Below are 20,027 nucleotides of genomic sequence, written 5' to 3' on the forward strand. Positions count from 1 at the left end.
GCGTCCGATCCACATGGCGCGTCTCGACAAGGCGCGGCCGGTGTTGATCCTCACCCGCGAGGCCGTGCGGCCCTACCTCACCCGTGTGACCGTCGCTCCGATCACCAGCACCATCCGCGGCTTGTCGACCGAGGTGGAGGTAGGCCCCGTAAACGGACTGGACCACGTCAGCGTCGTGAGCTGCGACAACATCGTGACCGTCCCGGTGGCCTCGGTGGGCCGACAGCTTGGCTTCCTGCTCGACTCCCAGGAGGCCGAGCTGGCGGACGCGGTCCGCGCCGCCTTCGACCTGGACTGGTAGCCAGAAGACTCGATTCCTTGATGACGGGCTGGTTCTCGAGAATGGTGAAAGGTGGGACCCTGTGCGTCCCCCTGGCAGCTACTTCAGTACTGCGCGGGAGGTTAGCAAACTCTCTCCCATCAGAGTCGTCGGATAATCGGGCGCTCTTCGCCAGTGGATCTGAGTCGCGAGGAGTACGCGGAGTACGTCGCCCGGGGTTGGCTGAAGAATTGGCCTCAGGCGAGTCTCACGTTGGATTCATCGTGTACTCGCGTGGTGGGCACGATGTCATCGTCGGCGTCGTCCCCGAGCAGGACTGGTTCTAAGCCCACGGGGCCTGCGCGTCAGCGGGCGATGTCGATGATGGCATGACCTAGTCCGCGCGAACCGTCTCACACGAGGGCGGCTGCCGCCTCGATCTCGTCACCGCCGAAGTACGCCTTGCGCACGGCGTCGCGGTCGGCACGTAGCTCGGCGGCGCTGCCGGAGAGCGCCACCCGGCCGTGGTGGAGGACGACGGCACGGTCGGCTACCGACAGTGCGAGGTCGACGTGCTGCTCCACGAGCAGGACCGCGACCCACGACTCGTCGGCGAGCGCGCGGACGATCGGGAGCAGCTCTTGGACCGCGAGCGGCGCCAGCCCCAGGCTCAGCTCGTCGACGAGCAGCACGCGCGGGCGCGCGAGGAGGGCCTTCGCCAGCGCGAGCATCTGCTGCTCACCGCCCGAGAGCAGCCCGACGCGGCGATTGACCAGAGGCGCCAGCCGCGGAAGCCGGTCCAGCACGGTGTCGAGGTCACGGGCGCGGTGCCGCCGCGCCAGCGAGAGGTTCTCGCGGACGGTGAGGTCGTGAAAGATCGCACGGCTGTCGGGGACGAGAACGACGCCTTCGCGCGCGCTCTTCTCGACCTTCCGGGAGAGGGGACGCCCGAACGCCCGCACCTCGCCGGCAGTCGGGGTCAGCAGACCGACCGCCGTCAGCAGGACCGTGGTCTTGCCCGCGCCGTTCGGCCCGAGCAGCGCGACGACCTCTCCCGCCTTGACCGACAGGTCGAGGTCACGCACGGCAGCCGCGTGCCCGTACCCCGCGGTCACGCCCTTCAGCTCCAACGCGCTCATGCCGCCGGCTCCTCTCCCAGGTAGGCCGCCACGACGGCGGCGTCGCTGCGGATCTCGTCAGGGGGTCCGCACGCGATGACGCGTCCGAAGTCGAGCACGTACACGCGGTCGCAGACGTTGAGCACGAGGTTCATGTCGTGGTCGATGAGGAGCACCGCGCGTCCGGTCGCGGCCATCGTGCGCACGACCTCGCCGAACGCCTCGCTCTCGTCGGTGTCGAGACCGGCCGCGGGCTCGTCGAGGAGGACGACGCTGCTGTCGCCGGCCAGCGCACGCGCGACACCGACGAGTCGTTGACGGCCCAGGCTGAGCTGGTCGGGGAGGCGGCCCGTGTCGTCTGCGAGTCCGAGCATCTCGAGCGTCGGGTCGGTGCCGCCCCGGGCCGACCTGCCGAGGACGTCGGCGAGCAGCCCGCGCCACCCCCGGCGCTGCGTGGCGACGGCGATGTTGTCCGCGACGGTGAGGTCGGCGAACAGCTCACCGGCCTGCCACGTACGGGCGAGCCCGGCGCGGCGCCGTCGGTGCGGAGGGAGGGAGTCGAGCCGGCGGCCGTCGAGGAGCACCTCGCCCACCGACGGGGTGAAACCGGTGACGGCGTCGACCAGCGAGGTCTTGCCGGCGCCGTTCGGACCGATCAGGCCGACGACCTCGCCGCGGGAGATCGTGAGGTCGACGCTGTCGTTCGCCACGACGCCGCCGTAACGGACGGTCAGGTCGCGGACCTCGAACAGCGGGTCCGGGCGGGCCGGTACGGCGTCAGCGGTGGGCACGAGAGCTCCTCAGGTGGATGAGGTGGGCAGATGCCTGGCGGACGCTGCCGGTGATGCCGACGGGGTTCAGCACCGCCGTGACGACCAGGGCGATCGCCGCGATGAGGCTGTAGAGGTGGCCGACGCCGAGCGTGTCGTCGAGGAATGTCGCGACCACCCCGAGCGGGGCGAGCAGCCCGGCGACGACCGCTCCGGCGAGGCTGGTGATGCCCGAGACATAGACGATGCACAGCAGGGTGAGCCCGACGAACACGGTGAAGGACTCCACCGACAGTTGCGAGCGGCTGTAGCCGATGAGGCAGCCGCCGATCCCGGCGAGGAACGCGGAGATCGCGAACCCGAGCAGCTTCGTGCCGGCCACGTCGATGCCGACGGAGGCGGCGGCGCGCTCGTTGGAGCGGATCGCGAGGAACGCGCGGCCCGTGCGACCCCGCATGAGGCGCGCGGTCGCCCAGGTGAGCAGCCCGACGACGACGAGGACCATGAGGGCGAACGACACCGTCGTGAGGTCGGTGCCGCGTCGTACGGAGAGGTCGATGCCGAACACCTTCGGGTCCGAGATGAGGTTGCCCTCGAACGGCGTGAACGCAGGATTGCCGAAGATGAAGGTCTGGATGGCGAGCGCACCCGCCAGCGTCACGACCGCGAGGTGGGCGCCGCGGATGCGCAGCGCGGGGATGCCGACGATGACGCCGAGCAGGGTGGCCGCGAGGGCGGGGACGACGAGCGAGAGGGGGAACGGGACGCCGTACTCTGTCGTCACCCGCGAGAGGACGAACCCGCCCGCACCGGCGAAGGCCATCGCCGCCAGCGAGATCTGGCCGAGGTAGCCGGTCAGCACCACCAGCGACAGCGCGATCAGCATCATGATGATCGACGTCACGACGCCGAACCGCCAGCTGCCCTCGGTGAGCAGGATCGCGGCAACTGCGGCGGCGACCGCGCCGAGCGCAAGCACCGGCCGTGTCCGCGGCGGGCGCACCGCGGGCATCCGCATGGTCTGCATGCGGCCGCGCACCGGGATCTTGCGGCCGAAGACGAACAGGGCGACCATCACGATGAGGAAGGGGACGGTGTCGCCGAACCCCGCTTGCGCCCAAGTGGGCCAGAAGTCGTACGTGCTCATCATCATCAGCAGCGACTGGAAGACGCCGATCCCGAGCCCGGCGGCCGCGGCGACCAGCACCGACCGGAGCCGTGCCAGCAGGGCGGCTGCCAGGCCGGGGAGGACGTAGAACGTGTAGCTGATGGGGTCCAGGCCGATCGTGGGTGAGCCGACGACGGCGACGAGTCCTGTCGCAGCGCCGGTGGCGAACCAGACCAGGGCCGCGAGGCGGTCTGGCGACCAGCCGGTCAGGCGCAGCGCCGTCTCGTCCTCGGCGCTCGCCCGCGTCGCCGTCCCCCAGCGGGTGAACCGGAAGTACGCGGCCAGCGCGAGCGCGACAACGACCGCGAGCGCGAGGACGATCAGGTTCGCGACGGCGACTTGCGCGCCGAGCAGCTCCACCGTGCTGCTCGGAAGGATCGGTGCAGCGACGGCGCCGGTGATGTCGAAGCGCAGCGGCACCAGGCTCACCACCAGCAGCATCACGCCGACCGACGCGACGACCTGGGAGAGGACCGGCGCCGCCCGCAGCGGCCGCATGACCAGCAGGTGCGTGAGCAGGGCGACGATCGCCGAGCTCACGACACCTGCCGTCACCGCGAGCGGCACCGGTGCGGGCCCGTCGGTGAGGGAGACGGACCCGATGGGCAGCACCAGCGTGCCGGTGGTCCCGAGCTCCGCCGCGACCCAGACGCCCCACAGTGCGATCGATCCCTGCGCGAAGTTCAGCACTCCGGTCGCGGCGTGCACGGCGACGAGCGACGACGCGATCACCGCGTACACCGCACCGACGCCGAAGCCGAGCGTCACGAACAGGACGAGCTGGTCCACAGGGGTCTCCTCGCAGGACAGGACGGACGGGTCGCGGCGGTCACGGGATCAGGTCGCGCCGGGGATCTGCGACAGGATCTCCAGCGGCGGCTGGCGGAAGCCCTCGCCGACCGGCGCGATCGTGCCGTCCTTCTCGACGTCGAAGAGGAGCATCTCCGTCGTGCAGTTGGGCGACGTCGCGCTGCCGCAGGTGATGTTCGGGCCAAGGAAGCTCGGGAAGTCCTTCAGCCCCTTGAGCGTCGTCAGCACCGCCTCGCCGGTGATCTCGCCCTCGACGCCGTCGAGCGCCTTCGCGAACGTGACGAACTGCGCGAACTCGCCGTAGGCGTAGTAGCCGCCGCTGCCGTCCTCGACGCCGGTGATCGCGTTCTCCGCGGCCTCGAGGTCAGACTTCACGTCCTCGGGGGCGTGGTCGAGCGAGGCGGGCAGCCACGTCGAGGAGTAGAGCGCGCCACCGGCGGCCTCGGCTGGCGCTGCCTCGATGTAGTCGGTGCACGCGGCGGTGAAGATCGTGCCGTCGTACTGCTGCTGGCGTAGCGCCTGCACGAGCGCGGTGCACGCACCCTCGTTCGGCGAGGCGACGAGTCCGCCGACGGCGGGATCGTCCTTGGCGATCGTCGCGGCGAGCGCGGTGAAGTTGGGGTTGGTCGGGGAGAAGTACACGCCCTTGGCGTCCATCTGCAACGCCCCGGCCAGCGCCGGGAGGAGGGTGTCGATGGTCTGGTGCGACGAAGGCGTGTCCACCAGCGCGAGGGTCACGCTGTCCTTGCCCTGCTCCTTGAACGCCTGCATCGCGCCCACCAGGAACGACGCCTGCGGCGCCGCGAAGAACACGCGGTTCTCGGCCTTCGAGCCGGCCACCGAGTCGAACGGGATCATGCCCACCAGGGGGATCTTGGCGGCGGTCAGCGTCGGGAGCGTCGCGCTCGAGGAGAGGTTGAAGCCGTCCATCACGGCGACGACACCCTCCTCGACGAAGGTGTTGGCGCAGGACTGCGCCTTCTCGGGGGTGGTGTCGGTGTCGCAGGAGATCACCTCCAGCGGACCGCCGTTGATGCCGCCGAGCTCACCGTTGATGTAGTCGACGGCTGCCTCGGCGCCCGTATCGGCGCCGGGCTGCGGGACTGGTCCGCCCGACGGGTTCAAGAAGCCGACCTTGATCGGCGTGCCGTCAAGGTCCGCCGCGGGGTCCGCGTCGGCTTCGGAGCCGCCGTCGGAGCCGCAGGCGCCGAGGGCGAGGACGGCCGCCGACAGCACGGCCGTGATTCTCAGGGATGCCGCGGTCTTCCGCATGGCGTCCTCCTTAAGGTGTGCGCAGGTGCGCGGTGACAGGGCGGGAAGGTGGAGCCCTCCCGATCGGGGCCCCACGGGTCGGTCGCACAGCAGCAGGGCAGGTCAGAGCCGAGCCGCCAATCGGGTGGCGTTCATGTGGGCGATGGCCTCGATCGAGATCATCGGGTTGACTCCCGACGCGGTGGGGAAGCAGGACGCGTCGGCCACGACGAGGTTGGGGATCTCCCAGCTCGCTCCGTCGGGGTCCAGGGGGCTGGTGTCGGCCGATCCGCCCATGCGGACCGAGCCCATGAGGTGCAGGGCCGCCATCGCGCAGCGGCCGGGGCCGTACCCGGCCGCGTCGCACCGGGCGACGAAGTCCTCGACCGACTCGGAGCCGCGCTGCCAGGTGAAGCCGGCCTGGTGACCGGAGAACATGGTGAGCGCTCCCGCGGACTCGACGATGCGCGCCGCACCGGCCACGCCCTCGCGCAGTCGCTGCTCGTCGCGCCCTGACAGGCGGTAGTGCACGACGGGTTCGCCGTCCTTGCCGACCTTGACCTCGCCGGAGTCCTGGTCGCGGGTGATCACGCCGACTCCGCTGAGGTGGGCGAGGTTCAGCATGCGGTCGCGGTGGGTGTCCGCGCCGCGCCAGGACATGAAGGCGACCCCGAGGGCCGGGTTGGTGGCCGCGGTCTCGTAGATGACCCCGTAGCCGGAGCCGTCGAGGTCGGCGTGCTCGTTGGAGTAGCGGGTCTGGATGCCGCCCTCCCACGGACGGACCTCGTCCTCGAACGAGCCCCAGATCGCGGTCGCCGGGTGGAGCCGCAGGTGGCGCCCGATGTTGGGGTTGGTCAGGCCCGAGCGGCGCAGCAGCGCCGGAGTCTGGAGGCTGCCTCCCGCAACGACCACGGCGCGGGCCCGGACGACGACCGGGTGGCCGTCGGCGGTGACGCCCTCGACGCCTGTTGCGAGGTCGCCCGCGCGCGTCACCGTACGGACGTCGACACCGGTGAGCAGCCGCGCTCCGGCCTGCTCGGCGTCGACGAGCCACGTCTTGGCCGTCGACTGCTTGGCGCCGAGCCGGCAGCCCATCCCGCAGCGGCCGCACTCGACCCCGTTGTCGCAGCCCTTGACGTTGCGTGGCATCTCGTCGACGTGCCAGCCCAGCCGGGTCAGTCCGCGCTCGAGGATGACGTCCCGCGAGGAGATGGCGTTGTGGTTCTGGTTGACGCCGAGACGGTCCCAGACCGCGTCGAGCGAGCGTGCGTACTCGTCGGTCGCGAACTGGGGCACGCCGAGGCCCGCCCACTCCTCGCGCACGTGGTCGGGCGTACGGAACGACGTCGTGTAGTTGACGACTGTGCCGCCACCGAGGCACTGCGCCGACAGGATGCTGAGCTGGCCCTCGGCTGTGCCGACCGGTCCGGGGGCGTAGAGCGTGGTGAGCCCGTTGAGCTCGCCGCCGTCGAAGTCGCCGTCGTCGTAGTAGGCGCCCTTCTCGATCACCACCACGTCGTGGCCGGCGGCTGCCAGGACCGCGGCCGCGACGCCGCCCCCCGCGCCGGACCCGACGACGACCACGTCGCACTCGAGCGTGACGGCGCGGTCAGGGGTGGTCGGCGAGAGCGGCGGAGGGGCGGCGTCGGTCCGGTGACCGAGAGGGCCGGGATAGCCCATCGCGTCCCACAACGGCGAGCGGCCGGTCGGTCCTGGAGCGAGGTAGTAGCCGAGTGTCGCGGCGCCCTTGAGCGCCTGGAACAGCGCGCGCTTCTGCGGCAGTCGCGAGTCGGACATCGCGATCAGCGCGCGCTCACGCTTGTCCTGGCTCGCTCGCGAGAAGCGTCGCGGGCCGATGCCGAGCGCGAGCCCGAACGCGGGGGAGTCCCACAGCCCGAGGAGGCGGGCGAGCTGCTCCGACTCCGCCTTGCGCGGGTTGTGCATCGCCATGCCCTCGACGATCGCGACGGCGCCGAGCGCACTCGCGGACGGGATCTCGCCTCCGTCACCGGGTGCGAAGGTGTCGCAGATCGCGGTCAGGGCTGCGCGCTGCTTGGCGGTGAGCTCCATCAGTCGACCTCGCTCCGCAGCGCGGTCTTGAGGACCTTGCCGCCGGCGTTGCGCGGCAGCTCGTCGACGAGGACGAGGCGCTTGGGGAGCTTGAAGCGGGCGAGGCGGTCCTCGAGGAACGCGCTCAGCGCGTCCAGCTCGAGGGCGGCACCCTCGCGCTGCACGACGACCGCGACCGGGATCTCGCCCCAGGTGTCGTCGGGACGACCGATCACAGCCGCCTCGACGACGTCGGGGTGCGAGTAGAGCGCGTTCTCGACCTCGGCGCAGTAGACGTTCTCGCCGCCGGTGATGATCATGTCCTTCTTGCGGTCCACCACCCAGACGAACCCCTCCTCGTCCTGGCGCACGAGGTCGCCGGAGTGGAACCAGCCGCCGTGGAAGGCCGCCTCGGTGGCCTCGGGCTTGTTCCAGTAGCCGCGGCTGACCGTGGGCCCGCGGTAGACGATCTCGCCGACGTCGCCGCGGGGGACGTCGTTCATCTCGTCGTCGACGACGCGGTACTGGATGGTCGGGATCGGCTTGCCGACCGACCCGAGCTTGCGGATCGAGTCGTCGCCGCTGAGGACGCACGTGATCGGTGAGGTCTCGGTCTGGCCGAACACGGCGACGTTGACCGCGTCGGGGAAGGTCTCCGCCATGGTCCGCAGGAGCGTCTCCGAGGCCGGGGCGGCCCCCCAGCTGATGATGCGCAGCGCGAGCTTGCGGTCCTTGATGTCCGGCAGCGCACAGATCGCCTGCCACTGCTGCGGGACGTTGAACACCAGCGTCGCGCCCTCGCGCTCCCACGCGTCGACGACCTCGGCGGGGTTGAACGCCCCGAGCGGGTGGATCACGGTCGGGATGCCGAGGAGCAGGTTCGCGACCATCGACCCCAGACCCGCGATGTGGAAGAACGGGGCGGTGAGGAACGCGACGTCGGACTCGTCACCCATCAGGTTCGCGCGGATGCAGGTGAGCGCCTGGAGCTGCATGTTGCGGTGCGACAGCATCGCGCCCTTGGGGTGCCCGGTGGTCCCCGACGTGTAGATGATGAGCGCCGTCGCATCCTCGGGAACGTCGCCGAGCTCGGCCGTATCGCCCTCGGCCACCAGGGACTCGTACGAGGTGAAGCCGTCGGCGTCACCGAAGCAGATCCGCGTCTGGAGCCGGTCGGTGAGCTGGGCGACCGCGCCGACGAGGGGTGCGAGGAGCTGGTCGACGAGGATCACGGTGGCTCCCGAGTCCTCGACGATGTAGCGCACCTCGTCGGGGGCGAGCCGGAAGTTCACCGGGACCGCGATCGCGCCGAGGCTGTTGATCGCGAGGACGGCCTCGACGAACTCGCTGTGGTTGAGGGTCAGCAGGAGCACGCGGTCGCCGGGCTCGACACCGCGGCGGGCCAGCGCGTCGGCCGCGGCGAGCGAGCCTTCGTGGAGCTGGCGCCAGGTCGTGTCGACGCCGCGGTGCCGCAGAGCGGTCGCCTCGGGACGGGTCTCAGCGTGGCCGGCGACCTGCGCCATCCAGTGGTTGCGGAACGTCCACGCGGGGGCGGTGGTCGGCGGGTGGGTCATGGCGCTGGCCTTCCGTGCGGCGATGCTGCGGATGACCCGGAAGCATGCCCCAGATAGCAGGCGTTGGCAAGGCCTCTTGTTAACGGGGACTCACATTTTTGTTAGCGGCGACCCACCCGCCGCGGGACGTGGTTAACTTGCTGCCACCCGAGGGGCAGGAGGAGACGATGGCCGCACCGGTCGTGCCGCCGGCACGGCGTCCGCGCAACCGCAAGGCGCTCATCCTCGCCGCCGCCTCGCGCGAGTTCGCCGATCGCGGCTACCACGCCGTCGGCATGGAGGACATCGCGCTCGCCGTGGGCATCTCCGGCCCGGCGCTCTACCGCCACTTCCCCAGCAAGTACGCGCTGTTCGCCCAGTGCGCGAGCTCGCTCGCGGCCGAGCTCCTCGACGCCTGGGCCCCGGCTCCGGTCGGCGTCGACCTCGCTGACGCCGACGCCGCTCGCCGGCACCTGGACGACGTCCTCGCCACCCTCGTACGGACGACGTTGCGCAACCGGAGGACCGGGCGGATCTATCAGTGGGAGGGTCGCTACCTCGAGCCCGAGGACCGGGCCGAGGTCCGGGCGCTGTACGACGAGATGGTCGGCCGCGTCGCCGGGCTCGTGCGCGCGATGCGCCCCGAGGCGGGCGAGAGCGACATCGACCTTGCGGCCACCGGCGCGTTGGCCGTGGTCGCCAGCCTCACGGCCCACCACACATCGGCGCCCGTACGCCGGACCACGGCAGTGATCTCGGATGCCGCCGTGCGGGTCGCCCTTCGGCCACCCCCGGGCGACGCGCGAGCTGACGAGCCGGCAGCGCAGGGCGCGAGCGAGCCGATCGTGAGCCCGCCGCGAGAGCCCGAGACCCGGCGCGACCAGGTGCTCGACGCGGCGGTGCGGCTGTTCCACTCCGAAGGGTTCGCCGAGACGACCGTGGAGGCGATCGCGGTTGAGGCGGGGCTCACGCCGTCCGGCTTCTACCGGCACTTCACCAGCAAGGCCGACGTCCTGCTCGCCGCGTGCCTGCTCGCCTCGGACCACCTCGATGCGACCGTGGCCGCAGCGGGCGTACGGGGCTCGCCGCCCTCGCTCGCGCTCTGGCGCCTGACCCGCGCGTACGTCTCCCACTCGTTCGCGCACAAGGAGCAGATGTCGGTCTACTCCTCCGACGTCGCGAGCCTCCCTGCTGCGGGGCAGGCGCGACTCCGGGCGCTTCAGCGCGAGCACGTGGTGCTCTGGTCGGACCTCCTGGTCGCTGCCCGGCCGGGGGTCGAGGCCGTCGAGGCCCGGTTCCTGGTGCACGCCGCGATCGGGACCGTGACCGACCTCGGTCGACGGGTGCGCTGGAAGAACGACGTCGCGACCCAGGAGCGGGTGCACGACCTCGTCCTCGGCGTCCTCGGTGTTGAAGGAGAGCCGCCTCGCCAAAATTGAATCTGTGTTAGATTCTTGCCCGTGACGGAGCAGACGGGGGCGCGGGGTCGGTCGGGTACGACCCGTCCTCTCCCGAAGTCCCATCGGACCAGGGAGCGGATCCTTGATGCCGCCGCGCGGGTGCTCAGCCGCAAAGGTTACGCCGGCACGCGACTGCAGGACGTCGCCGCCGAAGCAGGCCTCCAGGCGCCGGCGATCTACTACTACTTCGGCTCTCGCGACGCGTTGATCGCCGAGGTGATGTACGTGGGTGCCCACCGCGTCCGCGGGCACGTCTCCGACGTGCTGGCCGCGCTCCCCGAGGGCACCGGCGCGATGGACAAGATCCTCGCCGCGATCGAGGCGCATCTGCGCTACGAGCTCTTGATCAGCGACTACACGACGGCCTCCGTCCGCAACGCTGGGCAGGTGCCGGTGGAGGTCCGAGAGCGCTCCGCCGCCGAGGAGGCCGCGTACAGCCACATGTGGCGCGACCTCTTCGAGGCTGCCATCGCCGCCGACGCTCTGCGTCCGGACCTCGATCCGAACCTCGCCCGCTTCCTCATCCTCGGTGCGATGAACTGGGCGGCAGAGTGGTGGGACCCCGGGCATCGCACGCTCGACGACCTCGTGAAGGCCACCCAGGAGCTCGTGCTCGGAGGGATCGGCCGGCACTGACCGCGTGCCGGCCGACCCCTCGCCGTGAGCCACGTCAGACGAGGACGGTGCCAGCCTCAGCCGCCGCGACCAGCGATGCCGGCGGCTCGAACCGTGGGCCGTACGCCGCGGCGAGCGCGCGCGCACGAGCGACGAACCCGGCAGTCCCTCCCTCGTACTGCGCGATGTAGTGGAGCACCCCGCCCGTCCACGGCGGGAACCCGATGCCGAGCAGCGAGCCCACGTCGGCGTCCTCGACCGAGGTGAGCACTCCGTCGCCGAGGCAGCGCACCGCGTCGATCGCCTCGGCGAACAGCATCCGCTCCTGCAGGTCGACGAACGGCACCTCGACGGAGCCGGACGCGAACGCCTCGCGCAGCCCGGGCCAGATGCTGGTCCGGCGTCCGTCCTCGTCGTACGCGTAGAACCCGCCCCCGGTCGACCGGCCGCGCCGGTCGAGCTCGCCGATCATGCGATCGAGGACGGCGTCGGCACCGTGCGGCTGCCACGTGCCGCCCTCGGCCTCGACCGCGGCCCGCGTCTCCTGGCGGATCTTGTGGGTCAGCGTCAGCGTGAGCTCATCGAGGAGCTGGAGCGGCCCTGCCGGATAGCCCGCCTGCAGCGCGGCCTGCTCGATCGTCGACGGTTCGACGCCCTCTCCGACCGCGGCGACCGCCTCGTTGATGAAGGTGCCGATCACGCGCGAGGTGAAGAACCCTCGCTGGTCGTTGACGACGATCGGGGTCTTGCGGATCTGGCGGACGAAGTCGAACGTCCTGGCGAGCGTCGCGTCCGAGGTCTTGGCGCCGCGCACGATCTCGACCAGCGGCATCTTGTCCACCGGGGAGAAGAAGTGGATGCCGATGAAGTCCTCCGGCCTCGTGACGCCCTCGGCGAGCGTCGAGATCGGGAGCGTCGAGGTGTTGGAGCCGAGCACCGCGTCGGGAAGGACGACAGGCTCGACCCGGGAGAAGACCTCCTGCTTCACCGGGACCGACTCGAACACGGCCTCGACGACGAGATCGGCGCCGGCCAGGTCCGCGACGTCGCCGGTCGGCGTGATCCGCGCGAGCAAGGCGCCCGACTTCGCGATCTCGGTGCGCCCGCGTGCGAGCGCCTTCGCCTCCAGCTTCTCGGCGTACCCCTTGCCGCGGGTCGCCGCGTCGAGGCTGACGTCGGCGAGGACGACGTCGATGCCCGCCTTCGCGGCCACGTACGCGATCCCCGCGCCCATCATCCCGGCCCCGATCACGCCGAGCCGGCGGACCTCGGACGGCGGATGCCCCTCGGGCCGGCTGGCGCCGGCGTCGACACGCTGCTTGGCGAAGAACGTGTGGATCATGTTCTTGCTGACCTGGCCGCTGGTGAGGCTGACGAGATAGCGCGTCTCGATCAACGTCGCGGTGTCGACGTCGACGTACGCGCCCTCGACCGCGGCGGCGAGCGCAGCACGCGGGGCGGGCATCGGGGCGCCCTTGAGCTGGCGGCGAAGCAGAGCCGCCATCGCGGGCAGCGTCGCGGCGATCGGCGGACTCGTCGGACCGCCGCCGGGGATCTTGAAGCCCTTGCGGTCCCAGGGCTGCGTGGCGTCGGGGTTGGCCGCGATCCAGGCGCGAGCGCGGGGGAGGAGCTCCGACGGACTGCTCACGAGCTCGTCGACCAGCCCGAGCTCGTGCGCCTTGGCCGCGGAGAGCCGCGCACCGCTGAGGATGACCTCCGTCAGCGCCGTCTGCAGACCAAGCATGCGGACCGTGCGCGTGATGCCCCCGCCCGCGGGGATGAGCCCGAAGGTCACCTCGGGCGTGCCGAGGCGCAGGTCGGGGGCGTCGACGGCGATGCGGTGGTGCGTCGCGAGGGCGACCTCGAGCCCACCGCCGAGGGCGGTGCCGTTGATCGCGGCGACCACGGGACGACCGAGCGTCTCGAGACGGCGCATCAGCGCCTTGATGGCGTCGACGTGAGCGGTCCGTACGGGGGCGTCTTCGGGCGAGCCCTGCTGGAGCAGTCGCAGATCGCCTCCGGCGAAGAACGTGAGCTTGGCACTGGTCAGGACGACGCCCGTGATCGTGTCCCGCTCCTGCTCGAGGCGTTCGACCGCGCGGGCGTACGAGGAGACCCAGACGTCGTTCATCGTGTTCACGCGCTGCGTGGGGTCGTCCATCGTGAGGACGACGACGCCGTCGGCGCCCTTGTCCCAGCGGATGCCTTCGATGGTGGTCATGGTCAGAGCCTTTCGATGATGGTGGCGACGCCCATCCCGGCGCCGACGCACAAGGTGACGAGGCCGTACCGGGCGTCGCGCCGCTCGAGCTCGTCCAGGACGGTGCCGAGGATCATCGCGCCGGTCGCCCCGAGCGGGTGGCCCATCGCGATCGCGCCACCGTTGACGTTCACCTTCTCCGGGGGGAGCTGGAGGTCGTCGATCCACTTGAGGACGACCGAGGCGAACGCCTCGTTGAGCTCGAAGAGGTCGATGTCGTCGACGGTGAGCCCGGCGCGGTCGAGCACCTTGCGGGTCGCCGGGGTCGGGCCGGTGAGCATGATCGTCGGCTCGCTGCCGACGGCCGCCGACGCCACGACGCGACCGCGCGGCGTGAGCCCCATCGCCGCGCCCGCGGCCTGACTGCCGAGGAGGACGAGCGCCGCTCCGTCGACGATCCCGGAGGAGTTGCCGGCGGTGTGGACGTGCTCGATCCGCTCGACCGCGTGGTACTTCTGAAGCGCCACGGCGTCGAAGCCCGCCTGGGCCCCGAGGCCGGCGAACGCTGGCCGCAGCCGTGCCAGCGACTCCGCCGTCGCGTCGGGGCGCCGGTGCTCGTCCTGGTCGAGCACGAGGACACCGTTCATGTCGCGGACCGGGACGATCGACCGCTTGAAGTAGCCGTTGGTCCAAGCGTGCTCGGCACGCCGCTGCGACTCCAGCGCGAAGGCGTCGACGTCCTCGCGCGAGTAGCCGTGGATCGTCGCGATCAGGTCGGCGCCGATGCCCTGGGGGACGAAGTAGGCGTCGTAGGAGGTCGACGGGTCCTGGGCGTACGCGCCGCCGTCGCTGCCCATCGGGACGCGCGACATCGACTCGACGCCGCCGGCGATCACCATCGCGTCGCCGGAGGCGATCTTGGCCGCCGCGGTGTTCACGGCCTCGAGCCCGGAGGCGCAGAAGCGGTTGAGCTGGACGCCGGGCACGCTCTCGGGGAGACCGGAGACGAGCACGGCGGTGCGGGAGATCACGCCGCCCTGCTCGCCGACGGGCGAGACCACGCCGAGGACCACGTCGTCGATGCGCTCGAGGTCGAGGCCTGGGTTGCGCTCAGGCAGCTCGTCGAGCAGCCCGACGACGAGGTCGACGGGCTTGGTCGCGTGCAGGGCGCCGCCGCGGTTCTTGCCGCGCGGGGTACGGAGGGTGTCGTAGATGTAGGCGGTCTCGGTCATGGCGAGGTCCTTCGGCTGTGGGTCAGGTGGGTCTCGATGAGGAGGAGGTCACAGGCCCAGGCCGCGGCCGACGATCTCCTTCATGATCTCGGTCGTGCCGCCGTAGATCGTCGTGATCCGGGCGTCCTCGTAGTCGCGGGCGATCCGGTACTCGCGCATGTAGCCGTAGCCGCCGTGCAGCTGCAGGCAGCGGTTGACGATGCGGACGTGCTGCTCGGTGCACCACCACTTCGCGGCGGCGGCGTCCTCGGCCGTCAGGTCCCCGGTGACGTGACGGCGCACCATCTCGTCGAGGTATGCGCGGCTCACCTGGAGCTCGGTCGCGATCTCGGCGAGCACGAAGCGGGTGTTCTGGAAGCTGCCGATCGGCTTCCCGAACGCCTGGCGCTCCTTCACGTAGGCGAGGGTCCGTTCGAACGACCCCTCGGCAGCGGCGACCGAGCCAGCGGCGATCGAGATGCGCTCCTGCGGGAGGTTGCGGACCAGTCCGAGGAAGCCTGCACCCTCCGCCCCAAGCAAGTTGGCGGCCGGCACGCGGACGTCCTCGAACGACAGCTCGCTCGTGTCCTGCGCGTGCAGACCGATCTTCTCGAGGTTGCGACCGCGCGTGAAGCCGGGCGTGCCGTCCTCGATCACGAGCAGGCTCAGCCCGCCGTGCCGATCGTCGGAGGTGCGGACCGCCGTGGCGACGAGATCGGCGTTCTGGCCGTTCGAGATGAACGTCTTCGCCCCGTTGACGACGTACTCGTCGCCGTCGCGCACCGCGCGGGTACGGATGCCGGCGAGATCGCTGCCGGTGCCCGGCTCGGTCATCGCGATCGCCGTCACGAGCTCGCCGCGGGCGATGCCGGGCAGCCAGCGGGCCTTCTGCTCGTCGTTGGTCAGGTCGGTGAAGTAGGGGAAGACGATGTCGTTCTGGAGGGCGACGCACCCCATGCCGCTGCTCACCGGGTTGCGGGCGATCTCCTCGCCCATGATGGCGTTGAAGCGGAAGTCGTCGACTCCGCCTCCGCCGTACTCCTCAGGGATCGCGAACCCGAGGATGCCGTCGGCCGCGGCGGCGGTGAAGAGCTCGCGGTCGACCTTGCCCTCGGCCTCCCACCGCTCGGCGTGGGGGACGACGTGCTTCTCGATGAAGGCCGCAACGGTCTCTCGGAAGGCTTCGTGGTCCGCGTCGTACAGCGTGCGGCGGGTCATCGGCGCGCCTCTCTTTCCGTGATGGACACAGCCTCGTGGCCCGCCTCGGCGGACCTGTCACAAGGACGGTAGCGGCGGTGCAATGGTTTTTACAAGAGATTAGAAAAACCAGATTGAGATGAGGGCAGCACAAGGTTCCCGCCGTGACGGGGATCGGCCGTGATTCGTACGGAGGGAAGAAAACGCGGTCAGGCGTCCGAGGTGGGAGCGGCGGGCAGGCGGTCTCGGATCGAGACCCAGCCGTGCCGGATGTGCGCGCGCATCGCCGACTCCGCCCAGTCGGGGTCGCCGGCACGCAGGGCGGCGACGACCTCGCAGTGCTGGTCGAGGCTGCGCTGCAATGACTCCGCCGTGTAGTGCGCGAAGGTGTTGTGGACGAGGGGGACGTGGACGAGCGATGCGAGCAGCGGACCGAGGCGAGCCCGCCCCGCCGCGTCGACGATCGCCGCGTGGAAGCGGTTGTTGAGCGCGGTGACGGCGTCGAGGTCGTGCTCCTCGGCGGCACGCTGCATCGCTTCGGCGAGCGCGGACAGTTCGGCGATGTCGAGCGAGTCCGAGGTGGCCGCTCGCCGGGCGCCGTACGCCTCGAGCATGCCGCGGATCTCGAAGATCTCCTCGACGTCGTCGACGCTCCAGCTCTGCACCTGGACGCCGCGGTGACGCTCGTGTCGCACCAGCCCGTCGGCGGCGAGGCGTCGCAGGGCCTCGCGTACGGGGGTGCGGCTGACCCCCAGCTCCTTGGCGAGGTCTTCCTCGCGCAGCCACTCACCGCCCAGGCGGCGTCCGGACAGGATCTGCGTGCGGATGGCCTCGTACGTCCGGTCGGCGTTGGCACCGGAGTCTGTTCTCCTCGTCATGACTCGCGGAGCATAGCAGCGAGGTTTCGCAGATTGCATACAACTCTGTTGGCCTGACGAGATCCTTGACCGGAGTCGCGCTGCAACCCTAGTGTCGCTGGCATTCAGTGCCTCGCGCACTCGCTCGATTTTCTACGAGTTGTATACGAACCTTGGGAGGTTCTTCGCGTGACGGATCTTGCCGCGCCGCTGTCCGACGTCCGTGTGATCGAGATGGGTCAGCTCCTCGCAGGCCCCTTCTGCGGACAGCTCCTCGGAGACTTCGGTGCAGACGTCATCAAGGTCGAGGACCCCGGCAAGGGCGACCCGATGAGGCAGTGGGGTCGGGAGAAGCCGCACGGGCTCTCGCTGTGGTGGCCCGTCGTCGCGCGCAACAAGCGCTCCGTCACCGCCAACCTCCGTGACGCTCGCGGCCAGGAGATCGTCCGCGAGCTGGTCGCCCGGGCGGACGTCCTCGTCGAGAACTTCAGGCCGGGCACGCTCGAGCGCTGGGGGCTCTCTCCTGAGGCCCTGTGGGAGATCAACCCGAGGCTCGTCGTGACCCGGGTGACCGGCTTCGGTCAGACGGGCCCGTACGCCGAGCGTGCGGGGTACGGGTCGATCGGCGAGGCCATGGGCGGCATCCGCTACGTGACCGGCGATCCCGACAAGCCCCCAGCCCGTACCGGCGTCTCGCTCGGCGACTCCCTTGCCGCGACGTTCGCCTGCGTCGGCACGCTCGTCGCGCTGCACGCCCGCGAGCGGACGGGGCGTGGTCAGGTCGTGGACGCCGCGATCTACGAGTCGGTTCTCGCGCTGATGGAGTCGATGGTCCCCGAGTGGCAGATCGCCGGCTACCAGCGCGAGCGCACCGGCACCGTGCTCCCCAACGTCTCGCCCAGCAACGTCTATCCGACGCGCGACGGCGACGCCGTGCTCATCGCCGCCAACCAGGACACGGTCTTCCGTCGGCTCGCCACGGTGATGGAGCGCCCCGAGCTCGCCGACGACGCGCGCTACGCGACCCACGGCTCTCGTGGCGCGTCGATGGACGAGCTCGACGACATCATCGCGACGTGGACAGCCGGGATCGATGCCGACGACCTCCTCGAGCGCCTCAACCAGGGCGGCGTTCCTGCGGGCCGGATCTATCGGGCGCGCGACATGCTCGACGATCCCCACTTCGCTGCACGAGAGGCGATCGTGCGGCTCAAGCACGACACGCTCGGCGAGTTCGCGGTCCAGAACGTCGCGCCGAAGCTCTCGGACACGCCAGGCTCCGTACGCCACCTCGGTCCAGAGCTCGGCGACCACAACGACGACGTCTACCGAGGCCTGCTCGGCATGGACGAAGACCGGCTGACCACGCTGCGCGACGCCGGCGTGGTCTGACGACCGACTGATCCCAAGGAGGGCACATGACATACCGGCTCGGTGTGGACGTCGGGGGCACGTTCACCGACATCCTGCTCGTCGACGAACGCTCGGGGGAGACCTTTCGCGCGAAGACACCGTCGACCCCGCACGACCAGTCCATCGGCGTCCTCAAGGGCATCGGCCAGGTCTGTGAGACCGCCGGCATCGGTCTCGACCAGGTCGGCGACGTCATGCACGGCACGACGGTGGCCACCAACGCGATCCTCGAGGGCAAGGGTGCGCGGGTCGGGCTCGTGACCACCCGCGGCTTCCGGCAGGTGCTCCAGATCGCGCGGTCGTTCGTCCCCGGGGGGCTGGCCGGCTGGATCATCTGGCCGAAGCCCGAGCCGCTCGCCGCGCTGGAGGACACCGTCGAGGTCGTGGGGAGGATCGCCAGCGACGGCTCCGTCGTCGAGGATCTCGACGAGGCCGACGTACGCCGAGCCCTGAAGTCGCTCGCGGCCCAGGGAGTCGAGGCGCTGAGCATCAGCCTCATCAACTCCTACGCCAACCCCGACCACGAGCGGCGCGTCGCGAAGATCGCCGCCGAGGTGCTCGGCGACCTCACCATCTCGGTGTCGTCGTCGGTCCTCCCCGAGCTGCGCGAGTACGAGCGCACGCTGACCACGGTCGCCAACGCCTACGTCCAGCCGAGCGTCGCCCGCTACACCGCCAACCTCGGCGACCAGCTGTCGGCCGCCGGGGTCGATGGCAACCTCTACATCCTGCGCAGCGACGGTGGTCTCACCTCGGCCGCAGCCGCCGCCGACAACCCCGTCTCGCTGCTCCTCTCGGGTCCGGCCGGCGGCGTCACGGGCGCAGCCTGGGTCGCCGAGCAGGCCGGATTCACCGACTTCATGACCTTCGACATGGGCGGCACCTCGACCGATGTCGCGCTCGTCCAGGACCGCACGCCCCGGATCGGTCGCGAGACCAAGGTCGGTGACCTCACCGTCCGTGCCACGTCGGTCGACGTCCGTACGGTCGGTGCCGGCGGCGGCTCCATCGCCCACGTGCCGGCCCTCACCCAGGCGCTGCGGGTCGGGCCGCAGTCCGCGGGCGCCGTACCCGGCCCGGCCGCGTACGGACAGGGCGGCGCCGACCCGACCGTCACCGATGCCAACGTCGTCCTCGGCTATCTCCCGACGTCGCTCGCCGGCGGCGAGGTGACCCTCGACCGCGACGCCGCCACGACGGCCGTGCAGACGATCGTCGACGCGACCGACCTCGCCAGCGTCGAGGGGGCCGCCGAGGGGATCGTCGACATCGTCAACGAGAACATGCTCGGCGCCCTGCGGCTCGTGTCGGTCCAGCAAGGCTTCGACCCGCGCGACTTCGCGCTCGTCGCGTTCGGCGGTGCCGGCCCGCTGCACGCCAACGCCCTCGGGCGCCTCACCGGAGCGTGGCCGGTCATCATCCCGCCGTCGCCGGGGGTGCTGTGCGCGTACGGGGACGCGACGACGAGCATGCGCGACGAGGCCGTCCGGACCCTCATGCGCCCGTTCTCGGCGCTCGACGACGACAGCCTGCGCGACGTGCTCTCTGAGCTCGCCGAGGACGCGCGCGCCTCCCTGCTGCGCGACGGTCTCGACGAGGACGCGCTCACGCTCTCGTACGCGGCTGACCTCCGCTACCACGGGCAGGGCTTCGAGATCCCGGTCGAGATCGACCTGCACGCCTTCGACAGGAGCGGCGGCGGCCTCGACGCGCTGCGTGCCGCCTTCGATGCCGAGCACGAACGGCTGTTCTCGTTCCTGCTCGGCAACGAGCACGAGATCGTCACGGTCCGTGCGACCGCGACAGGCCCCCGGCCGGCGGTGAGCGCCCCCACGCTCACCGCCGGTGACGGCGATCCGTCGGCGGCACGCACGGCGACGCAACGCATCTGGGTGGACGGAGGCCCGGCCGACGCCGGCCTCTTCCAGCGCGACCTGCTCCGCGCAGGCGACGTCGTCGTAGGACCTGCGGTCGTCGTCGAGATGGACTCGACGACGCTCGTCCTCCCCGGCCACGCCGCGACGGTCCACCCCAGCGGCAGCCTCCTCATCCGACCCATCGACGACAGCGCCGGCGCCGGCGTGGAGGGCTGAGAC

The 20,027-nt window shown here is 70.9% G+C and carries 15 protein-coding genes; 5 read left to right on the plus strand and 10 right to left on the minus strand.

Annotated features, from left to right (window positions below):
- Positions 1 to 13: 13 nt before the first annotated feature.
- Entirely contained in the window at positions 14 to 301 is a 288-nt protein-coding gene (locus HCT63_RS04080; protein WP_279587722.1) for a type II toxin-antitoxin system PemK/MazF family toxin, read from the plus strand.
- Positions 302 to 672: 371 nt separating this feature from the next.
- On the opposite strand, the gene HCT63_RS04085 is transcribed toward HCT63_RS04080, so the two are convergent.
- From HCT63_RS04085 to HCT63_RS04110, 6 genes are all read right to left on the minus strand, one after another.
- A complete protein-coding gene (locus tag HCT63_RS04085) occupies positions 673 to 1,398 on the minus strand; it encodes an ABC transporter ATP-binding protein (protein ID WP_167001489.1) in 726 nt (241 codons plus the stop codon).
- On the minus strand, positions 1,395 to 2,168 hold the full coding sequence (locus HCT63_RS04090; protein WP_167001490.1) for an ABC transporter ATP-binding protein: 774 nt from the start codon (positions 2,166 to 2,168) through the stop codon (positions 1,395 to 1,397). The genes HCT63_RS04085 and HCT63_RS04090 overlap by 4 nt, the downstream gene beginning before the upstream one ends.
- Positions 2,155 to 4,104 carry an ABC transporter permease gene (locus tag HCT63_RS04095; RefSeq protein WP_167001491.1) on the minus strand — a complete coding sequence of 650 codons (1,950 nt, stop codon included), beginning with the start codon at positions 4,102 to 4,104 and terminating at the stop codon, positions 2,155 to 2,157. The genes HCT63_RS04090 and HCT63_RS04095 overlap by 14 nt, the downstream gene beginning before the upstream one ends.
- 48 nt (positions 4,105 to 4,152) lie before the next feature.
- Complete coding sequence (locus HCT63_RS04100; RefSeq protein ID WP_167001492.1) at positions 4,153 to 5,397, minus strand: ABC transporter substrate-binding protein; 1,245 nt, start codon at positions 5,395 to 5,397, stop codon at positions 4,153 to 4,155.
- 102 nt (positions 5,398 to 5,499) lie between these two features.
- Entirely contained in the window at positions 5,500 to 7,446 is a 1,947-nt protein-coding gene (locus HCT63_RS04105; protein WP_167001493.1) for a GMC family oxidoreductase N-terminal domain-containing protein, read from the minus strand.
- A complete protein-coding gene (locus HCT63_RS04110) occupies positions 7,446 to 8,999 on the minus strand; it encodes a long-chain-fatty-acid--CoA ligase (RefSeq protein WP_167001494.1) in 1,554 nt (517 codons plus the stop codon). The genes HCT63_RS04105 and HCT63_RS04110 overlap by 1 nt, the downstream gene beginning before the upstream one ends.
- A 167-nt stretch (positions 9,000 to 9,166) precedes the next feature.
- Between HCT63_RS04110 and HCT63_RS04115 the strand changes: the two genes are divergently transcribed.
- Positions 9,167 to 10,417 carry a TetR/AcrR family transcriptional regulator gene (locus tag HCT63_RS04115; RefSeq protein WP_167001495.1) on the plus strand — a complete coding sequence of 417 codons (1,251 nt, stop codon included), beginning with the start codon at positions 9,167 to 9,169 and terminating at the stop codon, positions 10,415 to 10,417.
- A gap of 21 nt (positions 10,418 to 10,438) precedes the next feature.
- The gene (locus HCT63_RS04120) at positions 10,439 to 11,074 is read left to right on the plus strand and encodes a TetR/AcrR family transcriptional regulator (protein ID WP_167001496.1); all 636 of its coding nucleotides are present in this window, start codon (positions 10,439 to 10,441) and stop codon (positions 11,072 to 11,074) included.
- 34 nt (positions 11,075 to 11,108) lie between these two features.
- On the opposite strand, the gene HCT63_RS04125 is transcribed toward HCT63_RS04120, so the two are convergent.
- The 4 genes from HCT63_RS04125 to HCT63_RS04140 all read right to left on the minus strand — a co-directional run bounded on the left by HCT63_RS04125 (position 11,109) and on the right by HCT63_RS04140 (position 16,539).
- Complete coding sequence (locus HCT63_RS04125) at positions 11,109 to 13,274, minus strand: 3-hydroxyacyl-CoA dehydrogenase NAD-binding domain-containing protein (RefSeq protein ID WP_167001497.1); 2,166 nt, start codon at positions 13,272 to 13,274, stop codon at positions 11,109 to 11,111.
- Between the two features lie 2 nt (positions 13,275 to 13,276).
- Positions 13,277 to 14,485 carry an acetyl-CoA C-acetyltransferase gene (locus HCT63_RS04130; protein WP_167001498.1) on the minus strand — a complete coding sequence of 403 codons (1,209 nt, stop codon included), beginning with the start codon at positions 14,483 to 14,485 and terminating at the stop codon, positions 13,277 to 13,279.
- Positions 14,486 to 14,533: 48 nt separating this feature from the next.
- Positions 14,534 to 15,682, minus strand: a complete 1,149-nt coding sequence (locus HCT63_RS04135) for an acyl-CoA dehydrogenase family protein (protein WP_167001499.1) — start codon at positions 15,680 to 15,682, stop codon at positions 14,534 to 14,536.
- 188 nt (positions 15,683 to 15,870) lie between these two features.
- Complete coding sequence (locus HCT63_RS04140; RefSeq protein WP_167001500.1) at positions 15,871 to 16,539, minus strand: GntR family transcriptional regulator; 669 nt, start codon at positions 16,537 to 16,539, stop codon at positions 15,871 to 15,873.
- Positions 16,540 to 16,707: 168 nt separating this feature from the next.
- Between HCT63_RS04140 and HCT63_RS04145 the strand changes: the two genes are divergently transcribed.
- Both HCT63_RS04145 and HCT63_RS04150 read left to right on the plus strand, forming a co-directional pair.
- Positions 16,708 to 17,910: a CoA transferase gene (locus HCT63_RS04145; RefSeq protein ID WP_208322261.1), complete on the plus strand. Its 1,203-nt coding sequence runs from the start codon at positions 16,708 to 16,710 to the stop codon at positions 17,908 to 17,910.
- 26 nt (positions 17,911 to 17,936) lie between these two features.
- Positions 17,937 to 20,024, plus strand: coding sequence for a hydantoinase/oxoprolinase family protein (locus HCT63_RS04150; protein ID WP_167001501.1), 2,088 nt, complete (start codon positions 17,937 to 17,939; stop codon positions 20,022 to 20,024).
- The last annotated feature ends 3 nt before the right edge of the window (positions 20,025 to 20,027 follow it).

The sequence above is a fragment of the Mumia sp. ZJ430 genome, assembly GCF_011751845.1.
GTDB lineage: Bacteria > Actinomycetota > Actinomycetes > Propionibacteriales > Nocardioidaceae > Mumia.

Excerpts from the sequence above, each read along its gene's own strand:
- HCT63_RS04080 (WP_279587722.1), top strand. The coding sequence starts at position 14 with ATGGCGCGTCTCGACAAGGCGCGGCCGGTGTTGATCCTCACCCGCGAG.
- HCT63_RS04085 (WP_167001489.1), bottom strand. The coding sequence starts at position 1,398 with ATGAGCGCGTTGGAGCTGAAGGGCGTGACCGCGGGGTACGGGCACGCG.
- HCT63_RS04100 (WP_167001492.1), bottom strand. The coding sequence starts at position 5,397 with ATGCGGAAGACCGCGGCATCCCTGAGAATCACGGCCGTGCTGTCGGCG.
- HCT63_RS04105 (WP_167001493.1), bottom strand. The coding sequence starts at position 7,446 with ATGGAGCTCACCGCCAAGCAGCGCGCAGCCCTGACCGCGATCTGCGAC.
- HCT63_RS04110 (WP_167001494.1), bottom strand. The coding sequence starts at position 8,999 with ATGACCCACCCGCCGACCACCGCCCCCGCGTGGACGTTCCGCAACCAC.
- HCT63_RS04115 (WP_167001495.1), top strand. The coding sequence starts at position 9,167 with ATGGCCGCACCGGTCGTGCCGCCGGCACGGCGTCCGCGCAACCGCAAG.
- HCT63_RS04125 (WP_167001497.1), bottom strand. The coding sequence starts at position 13,274 with ATGACCACCATCGAAGGCATCCGCTGGGACAAGGGCGCCGACGGCGTC.
- HCT63_RS04130 (WP_167001498.1), bottom strand. The coding sequence starts at position 14,485 with ATGACCGAGACCGCCTACATCTACGACACCCTCCGTACCCCGCGCGGC.
- HCT63_RS04135 (WP_167001499.1), bottom strand. The coding sequence starts at position 15,682 with ATGACCCGCCGCACGCTGTACGACGCGGACCACGAAGCCTTCCGAGAG.
- HCT63_RS04140 (WP_167001500.1), bottom strand. The coding sequence starts at position 16,539 with ATGACGAGGAGAACAGACTCCGGTGCCAACGCCGACCGGACGTACGAG.
- HCT63_RS04150 (WP_167001501.1), top strand. The coding sequence starts at position 17,937 with ATGACATACCGGCTCGGTGTGGACGTCGGGGGCACGTTCACCGACATC.